The organism is Neorhizobium sp. R1-B (genome assembly GCF_004368875.1).
Lineage (GTDB): Bacteria > Pseudomonadota > Alphaproteobacteria > Rhizobiales > Rhizobiaceae > Neorhizobium > Neorhizobium huautlense.
Map to the genome: position 1 here is coordinate 347,843 of NZ_SOEM01000002.1, position 13,017 is coordinate 360,859.

Below are 13,017 nucleotides of genomic sequence, written 5' to 3' on the forward strand. Positions count from 1 at the left end.
TGGTCGTGACAGTTCTCAGATCACCGATGCAGCCAGTTTTTCGTTATGTAACCGGGTATCCGAAAAGCTGTCGATCGACTGAGGCTGCTGGTTGCCCTCAAGTTATAGGCAATCCTCGCAACGCCCTTGCTGCCCGTCTACGATCGAATAGGCGGGAGGAGGGGTGTGGTAGCTTCGGCTGTCGTGGATCAATCCGAAGACCATTGGTCGATCAAGGACCGGAGCCGCGTTCTATCGGTCCCCGTGGCCAACCGATCGACAATTTTCCGGCCGCGAGGGTCGCGCATAACATAGCGGCCGTTGGCGAGGCGCTCGCGGGCACCATTTCGGTGGCGGACTTCCAAAGGCGGGCCGTCAGCCGCATGGAGGTCGGGCGTTGCAGACGCAGGGCTGCTGCCGCCTGAATTGCCTTGCTGGCCACCTGAATTTCCGCTTGCATTACCGTTGGACGCCCCGTTCCCGTTTCCGTTGCCGCCCCCGTTCCCGTTGCCGCCCCCGTTCCCGTTGCCGCCCCCGTTCCCGTTGCCGCCCCCGTTCCCGTTGCCGCCCCCGTTCCCGTTGCCGCCCCCATTCCCGTTGCCGGCATTTCCGTTTCCACCGCCCTGCTGAGCTTGGGCGGGCATCTCGCTTGCAATAAGGGCCACACTGCCCAAGGCAGTGCGCGCAGTAGTCAACGCGACGACCGAGGACAATGAACGGATGAAAAGCTGTCTGCGAGAGAGCATTGAAGCCTCCTGTTGCCGCTGACGCCAAAAGGGGTCCGGGGCGATGATCGACGTGAACGCCATCCTGGGGATGTGGTCAACTTGATCGATCGATTGGCCTGCTGTGCCTCCGGTAGCCGTCAAGCCGGCCGAAGCCGCTATCTTACGTTTGGCTAATCGAAAAAAGAAAGCCCCAGTTCCCGCCATAGGACTAAAGACCCGAGCGGGTGGGACCTCAGTCTCACCCGATACCGCCGAAAGTCTCAGGTTCATTGGGCTCGGTTTGACTGAGACCTGAGGATCAGGCCTTGATGTGGCAGACAAATCAGCGTCAACCAAGTGATGGTCCACGTAGAAAAGTCGATCGATTGCGGGGGGGCAATGGTGGGCGATGAGAGACTCGAACTCCCGACATCCTCGGTGTAAACGAGGCGCTCTACCAACTGAGCTAATCGCCCGTCTGCGGCTTCGGGAGAAGATGTCCCGCCGCGTCGGTGGCCGTGATCTATGCGGATCGTGGGAAAACCGCAAGAGCCTTCGTGATGTTTTTTTGAAATTTTTGGGCAGACCTTTATAATCAACAGGTGGAGCAGGGCAAACAGGCGAGGCGTCATCCTTTTGTCTTGAAACCTGCTTGACACCCGATCACGAACCTCTTAGTTAGCCGCTCAACCGAGCGGTCGAGGCCGCAAGGGGAGGGCTCTTTGCCCTTGAGAGATGCGCGGGTGTAGCTCAGTCGGTTAGAGTGCCGGCCTGTCACGCCGGAGGTCGCGGGTTCGAGCCCCGTCACTCGCGCCATTCTCCTCCTCGAATATCCGCCAGTCGCGCGATCAGCGTGATGAAGCGGACGCCGAAAATCGGCAATATGCGCGGGTGTAGCTCAGTCGGTTAGAGTGCCGGCCTGTCACGCCGGAGGTCGCGGGTTCGAGCCCCGTCACTCGCGCCATTTTTCGGGACTCATCTCCATTTGTTGCTGTTGATCTTATGTAAATGAGCGTCCTCTAAAATATTTATCCCTCCGACTATTGCATCCGAAGCGCGATTTGCATATTTCCGCGGCGTCGCTTGCGGCTGAGCGATGTGTCTGTCGAGGCGAGCTTTAGGAAGCGTCGTCTGTCCAACTTCGTGATCCTTTTGGAGCTCGGCAGGTTTCTGCCGAGGGCACTCATGCCGGTCCTTCGGCCCAAGCCACGCGCTCATTGCAAATTGTGCTTTGGAACTGCTTCATTTTGGTGCAGGGGCTGCCGTTCAAAAGTCTTGCGCCGCGCCTTCGGCTGCGCTAGTCACGGCTTATTGCAATGCACGTTCGCTTGCCGCGTACGAATGATGAGCGCCGCCCCGGCGCTGTGGCAAGCAGGGATCGAATATCATGAGTGAACTCCTCACTTCCTATGTCCCGATCGCGATTTTTATCGGCATCTCCATGGTGATCGGATTGGCGCTTTTGATCGCGCCGTTTGCTGTTGCCTACAAGGCCCCCGACTCGGAAAAGCTGTCAGCCTACGAGTGCGGCTTCAACGCCTTTGATGATGCGCGCATGAAGTTCGATATTCGGTTCTACCTCGTCTCGATTCTCTTCATCATCTTTGACTTGGAAGTGGCCTTCCTGTTCCCCTGGGCAGTGTCCTTCGGTGCCATCGGCTGGTTCGGCTTCTGGTCCATGATGGTTTTTCTTGCCGTTCTGACGATCGGCTTCATTTATGAATGGAAGAAAGGAGCGCTGGAATGGGAGTAGTCGATAGCGGCAATACCCTGGTGGCGCCAAAGCCGAAGGGGATCATCGATCCCAATACCGGCAAGCCCATCGGCAGCGACGACGCCTTCTTTGGCGAGATCAACAACGAGCTCGCAGACAAGGGTTTTCTCGTCACCTCGACCGACGAGCTGATCAACTGGGCCCGTACCGGCTCGCTGATGTGGATGACCTTCGGCCTTGCGTGCTGCGCCGTGGAAATGATGCAGCTCTCGATGCCGCGTTATGATGTGGAGCGCTTCGGGTTTGCTCCCCGCGCGTCGCCGCGTCAGTCGGACGTGATGATTGTCGCGGGCACGTTGACCAACAAGATGGCGCCGGCGCTTCGCAAGGTCTATGACCAGATGCCGGAGCCACGCTACGTGATCTCGATGGGCTCCTGTGCCAATGGCGGCGGCTATTATCACTATTCCTATTCGGTGGTCCGCGGCTGTGATCGGGTCGTGCCGATCGACATTTATGTTCCGGGCTGTCCCCCCACGGCGGAGGCGCTCCTTTACGGCGTGCTTCTGCTGCAGAAGAAAATCCGGCGGACCGGCACGATCGAGCGTTGAGGCCAAAGGCTAAGGGTAATTGGACAAGATCATGAGTGAAGCCCTGAATGAGCTTTCGACCTATATCCGCGAAGCGCGTCCGTCGCTCGTGGAGGACGCGACGATTGCCTATGGCGAACTGACGCTGACGACGGCATCGCAAAACCTTCTGTCCCTGCTGACCTTTCTCAGGGACGACGTGCAGTGCGGTTTCGTGAGCTTCATCGACATCTGCGGTGTAGATTATCCCGCGCGTGAGAAGCGTTTCGACGTGATCTACCATCTGCTTTCGCCGCGCCAGAATCTGCGTATCCGTGTGAAGGTAGCAACCGCTGAGGATGAACCGGTCCCGTCTGCCTGCTCGGTTTATCCGGGAGCCGATTGGTTCGAGCGCGAAGCGTGGGATATGTACGGCATTCTGTTTACCGGCCATCCCGATCTGCGCCGCATCCTGACCGATTATGGTTTTGAAGGTCATCCGCTCCGCAAGGATTTCCCGACCACCGGATTTGTCGAAGTTCGTTATGACGACAGCGCCAAGCGGGTGGTCTACGAGCCGGTCGAGCTTCGCCAGGAATTCCGCAGCTTTGACTTTCTTTCTCCCTGGGAAGGCACCGACTACGTCCTTCCAGGTGATGAAAAAGCCAAGGTTTAAGAAAAACCGGCGCGGTGAGCGCCGGTCAAACGCATTCCTTCCCGCTCGGTCTTCGCCCGGCATGGAGCAAGCAGTATGACTGAACACAACGTCCGCAACTTCAACATCAATTTCGGACCGCAGCATCCGGCGGCGCACGGCGTGTTGCGGCTTGTGCTGGAGCTGGATGGCGAGATCGTAGAGCGTGTCGATCCGCATATCGGTCTTTTGCATCGCGGCACCGAAAAGCTGATCGAAACCAAGACCTATCTGCAGGCGATTCCCTATTTCGACCGGCTCGATTACGTCGCGCCGATGAACCAGGAGCACGCTTTTGCCTTGGCCGTCGAAAAATTGATCGGCCTTGAGATCCCGATCCGGGGGCAGCTGATCCGCGTGCTCTATTCCGAAATCGGCCGCATCCTCTCGCATCTGCTGAACGTCACCACTCAGGCCATGGACGTGGGCGCCTTGACGCCGCCGCTCTGGGGCTTCGAAGAGCGTGAAAAGCTGATGGTGTTCTACGAGCGTGCCTCAGGCGCGCGCATGCATGCCGCCTACTTCCGTCCAGGCGGGGTTCATCAGGATCTGCCGCCCGAACTGGTGGAAGACATCGGCAAGTGGTGCGATGAATTTCCGTCAAAATTGGACGACATCGACGACCTGCTCACCGGCAATCGTATCTTCAAACAGCGTAACGTCGATATCGGCGTCGTGAAGCTGGAAGACGCCTGGGCCTGGGGATTCTCAGGCGTCATGGTTCGCGGTTCGGGCGCTGCCTGGGACCTGCGCCGCGCGCAGCCCTACGAATGTTATTCGGAGCTGGATTTCGATATCCCGATCGGCAAGAACGGCGATTGCTACGACCGATACCTCATCCGCATGATCGAGATGCGCGAGTCCTGCAAGATCATGAAGCAGTGCGTCGACCGCCTGCTGGGCGATGCCAAGACCGGACCGTTCTCCTCCACAGACGGCAAGGTCGTGCCGCCGAAGCGTGGCGAGATGAAGCGCTCGATGGAAGCCTTGATCCACCACTTCAAGCTCTACACCGAAGGTTACCACGTGCCGGCCGGAGAGGTATATGCGGCAGTCGAAGCGCCGAAGGGCGAGTTCGGCGTCTTCCTCGTTGCTGATGGTACGAACAAGCCTTACCGCTGCAAGATTCGCGCGCCGGGTTATGCCCATCTGCAGGCGATGGATTTCATCTGTCGCGGGCATCAGCTGGCGGACGTTTCGGCGGTCCTCGGCTCTCTGGATATCGTGTTCGGTGAGGTCGACCGCTGATGATCCGCGCTATCGTCGCTGCCGGAATGGTCCTTGCGGCTCCTGTTGCTTTCGCGCAGCAGGATCAGGCGCAGGTGTCCGGTGGGTCGACGGTCAGCGGCGGGTCCAGATCAATGCCTGATCTTTTGTCGGAAGGGTACGAGATCAAGGCAAGCGTTCCGAATGGAACAAAGTTCATAGTGTTCATGCAGAAAGAGAAGTCTGCCTATGCCTGCGAATTCGTGACGCTCACGAAAACCAGGTGTGGATCCATAAACTGATAAGGCGTGGAAAAGAATGTCCGTTCGTCGATTAGCCGAAGATAGCGTCCAGCCGGTAGCGTTTGCCTTCAACGAGGAGAATGCGGCCTGGGCCGAGGCAACGATCAGGAAATATCCGGAAGGCCGGCAGCAATCTGCCGTGATTCCGCTTCTGATGCGCGCGCAGGAGCAGGACGGCTGGGTGACCCGGGCAGCAATCGAGCATGTCGCCAATCGATTGGACATGCCCTATATCCGCGTGCTGGAAGTTGCGACCTTTTATACGCAGTTCCAGCTGAAGCCGGTCGGCACCCGCGCCCATATCCAGGTCTGCGGCACCACCCCCTGCATGCTGCGCGGCGCCGAAGACCTGATGAAGGTCTGTCAGCACAAGATCCATCACGATCCCTTTGCGTTGAACGCCGAGGGTACGCTCTCCTGGGAAGAGGTCGAATGTCAGGGCGCCTGCGTCAACGCGCCGATGGTCATCATCTTCAAGGATGCCTATGAGGACCTGACGCCACAGCGGCTGGAGGAGATCATCGACGCTTTCGAGGCCGGCAAAGGCGACCAAATCAAGCCGGGCCCGCAGATCGACCGTCATTTCGCAGCACCTGAAGGAGGCCCGCTGACGCTTCTCGAAGACGTCAAGCCGGTTCGCACCAATCTGGAACCGCAGCGCGATCTGGCGGAGACTGCGGCTGCCACTACCGTGCCGCCGGCCGATGCCGCACGTCCCAAAGACACGGCGCCGGAAACCAATCCGACCCTGAAGACGCCGGCGACGGATAAGGAAGGCGCCAGGAAGCGCGCCAAGACTGCGGAGAAGCAGCCGCTCTCGGGAACGGCGAAAAGCAAGCCTGATCCCAAGGCGGCGGGCAGCGTCGCAGAGGGTGCTCCGCCGGAACCGGGTGCGGTATCTGGCGATTTGAAGCCGAAGCGCACCAGGCGTAAGACGACCACGGAAGGTGAGTCGTCGTGATCATCGAGAAATCTTGTGCGGCCTTCGAAAACGGCTGCATGATGCTAAACAATGACCGGTTCAATCTCGGCGGACTTGTGGAATAGATCATGTTGAAAGATCAGGATCGCATCTTTACCAATATCTACGGCCTCAAGGACAAGTCCCTGAAAGGCGCGATGAGCCGCGGCCACTGGGATGGCACCAAGACCATCATCGAGAAGGGCAGGGACTGGATCATCAACGAGATGAAGGCCTCCGGTCTTCGTGGACGCGGTGGTGCCGGGTTCCCGACTGGTCTCAAATGGTCATTCATGCCGAAGGAATCGGACGGTCGTCCGCATTACCTGGTGGTCAATGCCGACGAATCCGAGCCCGGTACCTGCAAGGACCGCGAAATCATGCGCCACGATCCGCACACGCTGATCGAAGGTTGCCTGATTGCCGGTTTTGCGATGGCCGCACATACCGCCTACATCTACGTCCGCGGCGAATATATGCGCGAACGTGAGGCGCTTCAGGCGGCGATCGACGAATGCTACGATGCCGGATTGTTGGGAAAAAACAACAAGAACGGCTGGGATTTTGACATTTACGTGCACCACGGTGCCGGCGCCTATATCTGCGGCGAGGAGACCGCCTTGCTCGAAAGCCTCGAAGGCAAGAAGGGGCAGCCGCGCCTTAAACCGCCGTTCCCGGCGAATATGGGCCTCTATGGTTGCCCGACGACCGTCAACAATGTCGAGTCGATCGCCGTTGCCCCGACAATCCTGCGTCGCGGCGCCGGCTGGTTTTCCTCGATCGGTCGGCCGAACAATGTCGGCACCAAGCTCTTCATGATCTCCGGCCATGTGAACAAGCCCTGCACGGTCGAAGAGGCCATGAGCATTCCGTTCCGTGAGTTGATCGATAAGCATGCCGGCGGCATCCGCGGTGGCTGGGACAACCTGCTTGCCGTCATTCCGGGCGGTGCATCCTGCCCGGTCATCAAGGGCGAAGACATGGGCGACGCGATCATGGACTTCGACGGGATGCGTGACAAGAAGTCGTCCTTCGGTACCGCTGCGATCATCGTCATGGATAAGTCGACCGACGTCATCAAGGCGATTGCCCGCCTCTCGGCGTTCTTCAAGCATGAAAGCTGCGGACAGTGCACGCCATGCCGCGAAGGTACGGGCTGGATGTGGCGCGTCATGGAGCGCATGGTGAAGGGCAATGCCCAGAAGCGCGAGATCGACATGCTCTTGCAGGTATCGAAACAGATCGAAGGGCACACCATCTGCGCGCTCGGTGATGCGGCTGCCTGGCCTGTCCAGGGCCTCATCCGCAATTTCCGACCGGAGATCGAGGCACGTATCGACCAGTATACCTATAACGCCATGGCGCATGGCGCTGTCATGGAAGCCGCGGAGTAAGCACTTGGCCAAGAAGAGTGACGAGCGGAAGATAGGAACGGCGGACGATCCTACGGTCGATCGCGCGCGCGCGCCTGATTTTTCCGAGGCATTGTCGCTCAACCCGCTGTTTGCGCACTCGGCTGCAGCCATGGCCGCGGCGACGGCGATAGGCTTTGGTTTCGCGAACCAGATGGCAAGCGCCTTCTTCGGAGCCTTGCAGGGGGCGCTGGAAACCGCCGGTCAGAAGAGTACCGAGAAGCAAGCCGAGGCATCGAGGACGGTGGAAGCGCCTGAGGCGCCCGCTTCGGCCGCCGGTCTTGCAGTCGACGCACCGTCCGTTGCCAAGACCTCTGGCGTGGCGCCTGAAAAGCCCAAGGCGAAGCCGGCTCGCAAACCTGCCGCCCAAAAGAAAACTGCTGCAAAGCCTGTGCAACCAGAGGCCCCTGTTGTCAAAGCCAAGAAGGCGGTTACAGGGAAGTCTGCCGCTGTGTCGGGCGCCGATGATTTGAAGCGAATTTCCGGGATCGGCCCAAAGCTGGAAGCTGTCTTGAAGGGGCTTGGCGTGACGAGCGTGTCTCAGATTGCCGCCTGGAAGGATGCGGACATCACCCGTTTTGACAAGGAACTGGGTTTCGAAGGACGCATCAAGCGGGACGACTGGGTAGGCCAGGCGAAAGCTCTGTTGAAATAAAAGGATTATGTCCCGGGCCTTCGGCTCAAGGGATGGAACTAGGGACGTAAGTGATACGATGGCAAAGCTGAGGGTAGACGGCAAGGAGATCGAGGTTCCGGATCATTTCACGCTGCTTCAGGCGTGCGAGGAAGCCGGCGCTGAGGTGCCGCGTTTTTGTTTCCACGAACGCCTGTCGGTCGCCGGCAATTGCCGCATGTGCCTGATCGAGGTGAAGGGCGGACCGCCGAAACCGGCGGCATCCTGCGCCATGGGCGTGCGCGACGTTCGCGGCGGACCGAATGGTGAACTGCCGGAAATCTTCACCAATACGCCAATGGTCAAGAAGGCCCGCGAAGGCGTGATGGAATTCCTGCTGATCAACCACCCGCTGGATTGCCCGATCTGCGACCAGGGCGGCGAATGCGATTTGCAGGACCAGGCGATGGCCTTTGGCATCGACTCGTCTCGCTACACGGAGAATAAGCGCGCCGTCGAAGACAAATATATTGGGCCGCTCGTCAAGACGGTGATGAACCGCTGTATTCACTGCACGCGCTGCGTTCGCTTCACGACTGAAGTCGGCGGCATTTCGGAGCTCGGCTTGATCGGCCGCGGCGAGGATGCCGAGATCACCACTTATCTCGAGCATGCCATGACGTCCGAGTTGCAGGGCAACGTCATCGACCTTTGCCCGGTTGGCGCGCTGACCTCGCGCCCCTTCGCCTTCACTGCGCGTCCGTGGGAGCTCGGCAAGACCGAATCGATCGACGTCATGGATGCGGTCGGATCCGCTATCCGCGTCGATACTCGCGGTCGGGAAGTGATGCGCATCATGCCGCGCGTCAACGAGCAGGTGAACGAAGAGTGGATCTCCGACAAGACCCGCTTCATATGGGACGGCTTGAAGACGCAACGCCTCGACCGTCCGTACGTTCGCAAGGACGGCCGCCTTCAGGCTGCATCCTGGGGTGAGGCTTTCGGCGCCATCAAGGCTGCGGTCTCGGCAACGTCGGCGCAGAAGATTGGGGCGATTGCCGGTGACCTGGCATCTGTCGAAGAAATGTATGCCTTGAAGGAACTGATCCGCTCGCTCGGATCGGAAAACCTCGACTGTCGGCAGGACGGGACGGCGCTTGATCCGTCGATCGGCCGCGCAAGCTACCTCTTCAACCCCACGATCGAAGGCATTGAACAGGCCGGAGCGCTGCTTCTGATCGGCGCTAATCCGCGCCTCGAGGCTGCTGTTCTCAACGCCCGCATCCGCAAGCGTTTCCGCCGCGGCAACTTCCCGATCGGCGTGATCGGCGAAGTCAGCGAACTGCGTTATGCCTACGATTATCTCGGCGCCGGCCCGGAAACGCTCTCCGAGCTTGCCTCCGGGGCGAACAGCTTTGCTGATAAGCTTCGCAATGCCAAGAACCCGATGATCATTATAGGGCAGGGGGCTCTCGCGCGTCCGGACGGCCCTGCGGTTCTTGCCGCGGCCGCCCAGCTTGCCGGCTCGGTCGGCGCATTGACGGAAGACTGGAACGGCTTTGCCGTGCTGCACACGGCTGCCGCCCGCGTCGGTGGCCTTGATCTCGGCTTCGTTCCGGGATCCAAGGGCGTGAATGCCGCGAAAATGCTCACCGGCATGGATGTCCTCTTCCTGCTCGGTGCCGACGAGCTCGATTTTTCGAAGAAGGGTGCCAGGTTTACCGTCTATATCGGCAGCCACGGTGATGCGGGTGCGCATAATGCGGACGTTATTCTGCCGGGTGCGGCCTATACGGAAAAGTCCGGGACCTGGGTCAACACCGAAGGACGTGTCCAGATGAGCACGCGAGCCGGGTTTGCCCCGGGCGAAGCACGCGAAGATTGGGCAATTCTGCGTGCGCTCTCGGACGTGCTTGGAAACAAGCTGCCGTTCGATTCGCTGAGCGCACTGCGCGCAAAGCTCTACGAAGCATATCCGCATTTTGCCGCTTTGGACGAGATCGCGGCTGGTTCGGTGAACGAAATTGCCATACTCGGCCAAAAAGCCGGTGAGATGTCGAAGTCCGGGTTTGCGTCGCCGGTCAAAGACTTCTATTTGACGAACCCAATTGCACGGGCTTCGGCAGTGATGGCCGAGTGCTCGGCATTGGCCCGCAACAATTTCCAGGCTGCGGCGGAGTAATTTTGAACATGGACTCGTTCTTTTCCATCTATGTCTGGCCGGGCCTGATCATGGTCGCGCAGTCGCTGCTGCTTCTGGTCTGCCTGCTCGTCTTCATCGCCTATATCCTGCTTGCCGACCGCAAGATCTGGGCAGCCGTGCAGTTGCGCCGCGGTCCGAACGTCGTCGGTCCGTTTGGCCTCTTTCAGTCTTTCGCCGACCTTTTGAAATTCGTCTTCAAAGAACCGATCATTCCGGCCGGTGCCAACAAGGGCGTCTTCCTTCTGGCTCCGCTCGTGTCCGTGACGCTGGCGCTGGCCACCTGGGCCGTCATCCCTCTCAACGAAAACTGGGTGATCGCCAACATCAATGTCGGCATTCTCTACGTCTTCGCGATCTCTTCCCTTGAAGTCTACGGCATCATCATGTCGGGCTGGGCGTCGAACTCGAAGTATCCGTTCCTCGGTGCTTTGCGTTCTGCGGCGCAGATGGTTTCTTACGAAGTGTCGATCGGCTTCGTGATCGTGACGGTTCTCCTCTGCGTGGGCTCCTTGAACCTCACCGACATCGTTTATGCACAGAAGGACGGTCTCGGCACGATGGTCGGCCTGCCGAACTCGTTCCTCGACTGGCACTGGCTGTCGCTGTTCCCGATGTTCGTGATCTTCTTCATCTCGGGACTGGCGGAAACCAATCGTCCGCCATTCGACCTTCCGGAAGCGGAATCGGAGCTGGTTGCGGGCTACATGGTGGAATATTCCTCCGCTCCGTACATGATGCTGATGCTTGGCGAATATGCCGCCATCCTGCTTATCTGCTCGCTGACGACGATCCTTTTCCTGGGAGGCTGGCTGCCGCCGCTCGATATTGCCGTTCTCAACTGGGTTCCCGGCATTATCTGGTTCGTGCTGAAGGGATCGTTCGTCTTCTTCCTCTTTGCAATGGTGAAGGCTTTCGTGCCTCGCTACCGCTACGACCAACTCATGCGGCTCGGCTGGAAGGTGTTCCTCCCGCTGTCGCTTGCCATGGTCATCATCACCGCATTCGTGCTGAAGCTGGCAGGGTGGGCATGACTATGACCATCTTGGCTTCTGGCATCATTGGAGAATAAGGATGGCAAGTCTCGGCCAAGCCATTAATTCGTTGTTCCTAAAGGAGTTTGTAGGCGCGTTCTTCCTGTCGATGCGCTACTTCTTCAAGCAGAAGGCAACGATCAACTACCCGTTCGAAAAGATGTATTATTCGCCGCGCTTCCGCGGCGAGCACGCCCTTCGCCGCTATCCGAACGGGGAGGAGCGCTGCATCGCTTGCAAACTCTGCGAGGCGATCTGTCCTGCCCAGGCCATCACCATCGAAGCAGGCCCGCGCCGCAACGACGGCACCCGCCGCACCGTGCGTTACGACATCGACATGGTGAAGTGCATCTATTGCGGTTTCTGCCAGGAGGCCTGCCCGGTCGACGCGATTGTCGAGGGACCGAACTTCGAGTTCTCGACCGAGACGCGCGAAGAGCTTTATTTCGACAAAGCGCGGCTTCTCGAGAACGGCGACCGCTGGGAGCGGGAAATCGCCCGCAATCTCGCTCTGGATGCGCCCTATCGCTAAGGGCGGGACGCATCTGTCGGTGCCGCCGCGTCTGCGGGCAGTGCGCCGATGATATCTGGATGAAATGCCCGGTGCGTAGAACGCGGCCGGGTTTCGACGGGAAGGGGCACTCGCTCCGATCCCGCTGAGGGACGAAAAGGCACCACGATGGGTCTGCAGGCTATCTTCTTCTATCTCTTCGCGTTCATCGCGGTGGCGTCGGCGTTTATGGTCATTTCGGCCAAGAACCCGGTCCACTCGGTGCTCTTCCTCATCCTCGTCTTCTTCAATTCGGCCGGGCTCTTTTTGCTGACGGGCGCCGAATTCCTGGCGATGATCTTGCTGGTCGTTTATATCGGCGCGGTTGCGGTTCTCTTCCTCTTCGTCGTCATGATGCTCGATATCGACTTCGCGGAACTGCGCTCGGGCGTGCTGCAATACGCGCCGGTCGGGATACTCATCGGATTGATCGTCGCGGCGGAACTGATCGTCGTCATTGGCGGCAGTGTCCTGACTCCCGATGCGGCGCGGTCGATCACCATGCCGATCCCGAACCCGACGGTGCGCACCAACACCGCCGCCCTCGGCGACGTGCTTTATACGAATTATGTGTATTTCTTCCAGATCGCCGGCCTTGTCCTTCTTGTGGCGATGATTGGCGCGATCGTGCTGACGCTGCGTCACCGCACCAACATCAAACGCCAGGATATTTCCAAGCAGGTGGCCCGTACGCCCGCGACCGCCGTCGAGGTGGTCAAGGTCAAGCCGGGTCAGGGCGTCTGAGGCGGAAAAAGGAAAAAAGAAATGGAAATCGGACTTTCCCATTATCTCACGGTCAGCGCCATCCTCTTCATTCTCGGCGTTTTCGGCATCTTCCTGAACCGCAAGAACGTCATCATCATCCTGATGTCGGTCGAACTGATCCTGCTTTCGGTCAACCTGAACATGGTGGCCTTCTCCTCCTTCCTGAACGATATCGTCGGCCAGGTCTTCGCGTTGTTCATTCTGACCGTTGCTGCTGCGGAAGCGGCCATCGGTCTTGCAATTCTCGTCGTCTTCTACCGCAACCGTGGTTCGATCGCCGTCGAAGACGTCAATATGATGAAGGGCTGATC

General features: G+C 59.2%; 14 protein-coding genes and 3 tRNA genes. 15 read left to right on the plus strand and 2 right to left on the minus strand.

What is annotated here, in order from left to right; translation table 11 throughout:
- Positions 1-211 precede the first annotated feature (211 nt).
- Together EDE05_RS04375 and EDE05_RS04380 are read right to left on the minus strand one after the other, a co-directional pair.
- Positions 212-586, minus strand: coding sequence for a hypothetical protein (locus tag EDE05_RS04375; RefSeq protein ID WP_134100374.1), 375 nt, complete (start codon positions 584-586; stop codon positions 212-214).
- A 500-nt stretch (positions 587-1,086) separates the two neighbouring features.
- Positions 1,087-1,162 (minus strand) — tRNA-Val (locus EDE05_RS04380).
- Between the two features lie 263 nt (positions 1,163-1,425).
- Between EDE05_RS04380 and EDE05_RS04385 the strand changes: the two genes are divergently transcribed.
- The 15 genes from EDE05_RS04385 to nuoK all read left to right on the plus strand — a co-directional run bounded on the left by EDE05_RS04385 (position 1,426) and on the right by nuoK (position 13,015).
- A tRNA-Asp gene (locus EDE05_RS04385) sits at positions 1,426-1,502 on the plus strand.
- Positions 1,503-1,573: 71 nt separating this feature from the next.
- Positions 1,574-1,650: transfer RNA gene (locus EDE05_RS04390), tRNA-Asp, on the plus strand.
- A 423-nt stretch (positions 1,651-2,073) separates the two neighbouring features.
- Entirely contained in the window at positions 2,074-2,439 is a 366-nt protein-coding gene (locus EDE05_RS04395) for an NADH-quinone oxidoreductase subunit A (RefSeq protein ID WP_105371923.1), read from the plus strand.
- Complete coding sequence (locus EDE05_RS04400; protein WP_105371922.1) at positions 2,430-3,011, plus strand: NADH-quinone oxidoreductase subunit B; 582 nt, start codon at positions 2,430-2,432, stop codon at positions 3,009-3,011. Before EDE05_RS04395 ends, EDE05_RS04400 begins: the two co-directional genes overlap by 10 nt.
- 31 nt (positions 3,012-3,042) lie before the next feature.
- Positions 3,043-3,645, plus strand: coding sequence for an NADH-quinone oxidoreductase subunit C (locus EDE05_RS04405; protein ID WP_112802278.1), 603 nt, complete (start codon positions 3,043-3,045; stop codon positions 3,643-3,645).
- A gap of 75 nt (positions 3,646-3,720) precedes the next feature.
- The gene (locus EDE05_RS04410; protein WP_105371921.1) at positions 3,721-4,911 is read left to right on the plus strand and encodes an NADH-quinone oxidoreductase subunit D; all 1,191 of its coding nucleotides are present in this window, start codon (positions 3,721-3,723) and stop codon (positions 4,909-4,911) included.
- A complete protein-coding gene (locus EDE05_RS27135; RefSeq protein ID WP_205839330.1) occupies positions 4,908-5,171 on the plus strand; it encodes a hypothetical protein in 264 nt (87 codons plus the stop codon). Before EDE05_RS04410 ends, EDE05_RS27135 begins: the two co-directional genes overlap by 4 nt.
- Before the next feature lie 16 nt (positions 5,172-5,187).
- On the plus strand, positions 5,188-6,132 hold the full coding sequence (nuoE, locus tag EDE05_RS04420) for an NADH-quinone oxidoreductase subunit NuoE (protein ID WP_112802177.1): 945 nt from the start codon (positions 5,188-5,190) through the stop codon (positions 6,130-6,132).
- A gap of 89 nt (positions 6,133-6,221) precedes the next feature.
- Positions 6,222-7,526: an NADH-quinone oxidoreductase subunit NuoF gene (nuoF, locus tag EDE05_RS04425; protein ID WP_105371918.1), complete on the plus strand. Its 1,305-nt coding sequence runs from the start codon at positions 6,222-6,224 to the stop codon at positions 7,524-7,526.
- Positions 7,527-7,530: 4 nt separating this feature from the next.
- The gene (locus tag EDE05_RS04430; protein ID WP_134100377.1) at positions 7,531-8,199 is read left to right on the plus strand and encodes a 5' DNA nuclease; all 669 of its coding nucleotides are present in this window, start codon (positions 7,531-7,533) and stop codon (positions 8,197-8,199) included.
- Positions 8,200-8,257: 58 nt separating this feature from the next.
- Positions 8,258-10,339, plus strand: coding sequence for an NADH-quinone oxidoreductase subunit NuoG (nuoG, locus tag EDE05_RS04435; RefSeq protein ID WP_134100380.1), 2,082 nt, complete (start codon positions 8,258-8,260; stop codon positions 10,337-10,339).
- An 8-nt stretch (positions 10,340-10,347) separates the two neighbouring features.
- The gene (gene nuoH, locus EDE05_RS04440) at positions 10,348-11,391 is read left to right on the plus strand and encodes an NADH-quinone oxidoreductase subunit NuoH (RefSeq protein ID WP_112802280.1); all 1,044 of its coding nucleotides are present in this window, start codon (positions 10,348-10,350) and stop codon (positions 11,389-11,391) included.
- Between the two features lie 40 nt (positions 11,392-11,431).
- Positions 11,432-11,923, plus strand: coding sequence for an NADH-quinone oxidoreductase subunit NuoI (gene nuoI, locus EDE05_RS04445; RefSeq protein ID WP_105371915.1), 492 nt, complete (start codon positions 11,432-11,434; stop codon positions 11,921-11,923).
- A gap of 147 nt (positions 11,924-12,070) precedes the next feature.
- Positions 12,071-12,685 carry an NADH-quinone oxidoreductase subunit J gene (locus EDE05_RS04450; RefSeq protein ID WP_105371914.1) on the plus strand — a complete coding sequence of 205 codons (615 nt, stop codon included), beginning with the start codon at positions 12,071-12,073 and terminating at the stop codon, positions 12,683-12,685.
- Between the two features lie 21 nt (positions 12,686-12,706).
- The gene (gene nuoK, locus EDE05_RS04455; RefSeq protein ID WP_085423062.1) at positions 12,707-13,015 is read left to right on the plus strand and encodes an NADH-quinone oxidoreductase subunit NuoK; all 309 of its coding nucleotides are present in this window, start codon (positions 12,707-12,709) and stop codon (positions 13,013-13,015) included.
- Positions 13,016-13,017 lie beyond the last annotated feature (2 nt).

Coding starts and splice junctions, on each gene's coding strand:
- EDE05_RS04375 (WP_134100374.1), bottom strand. CDS start 586: ATGCCGGCAACGGGAATGGGGGCGGCAACGGGAACGGGGGCGGCAACG.
- EDE05_RS04395 (WP_105371923.1), top strand. CDS start 2,074: ATGAGTGAACTCCTCACTTCCTATGTCCCGATCGCGATTTTTATCGGC.
- EDE05_RS04400 (WP_105371922.1), top strand. CDS start 2,430: ATGGGAGTAGTCGATAGCGGCAATACCCTGGTGGCGCCAAAGCCGAAG.
- EDE05_RS04405 (WP_112802278.1), top strand. CDS start 3,043: ATGAGTGAAGCCCTGAATGAGCTTTCGACCTATATCCGCGAAGCGCGT.
- EDE05_RS04410 (WP_105371921.1), top strand. CDS start 3,721: ATGACTGAACACAACGTCCGCAACTTCAACATCAATTTCGGACCGCAG.
- nuoE (WP_112802177.1), top strand. CDS start 5,188: ATGTCCGTTCGTCGATTAGCCGAAGATAGCGTCCAGCCGGTAGCGTTT.
- nuoF (WP_105371918.1), top strand. CDS start 6,222: ATGTTGAAAGATCAGGATCGCATCTTTACCAATATCTACGGCCTCAAG.
- nuoG (WP_134100380.1), top strand. CDS start 8,258: ATGGCAAAGCTGAGGGTAGACGGCAAGGAGATCGAGGTTCCGGATCAT.
- nuoH (WP_112802280.1), top strand. CDS start 10,348: ATGGACTCGTTCTTTTCCATCTATGTCTGGCCGGGCCTGATCATGGTC.
- nuoI (WP_105371915.1), top strand. CDS start 11,432: ATGGCAAGTCTCGGCCAAGCCATTAATTCGTTGTTCCTAAAGGAGTTT.
- EDE05_RS04450 (WP_105371914.1), top strand. CDS start 12,071: ATGGGTCTGCAGGCTATCTTCTTCTATCTCTTCGCGTTCATCGCGGTG.
- nuoK (WP_085423062.1), top strand. CDS start 12,707: ATGGAAATCGGACTTTCCCATTATCTCACGGTCAGCGCCATCCTCTTC.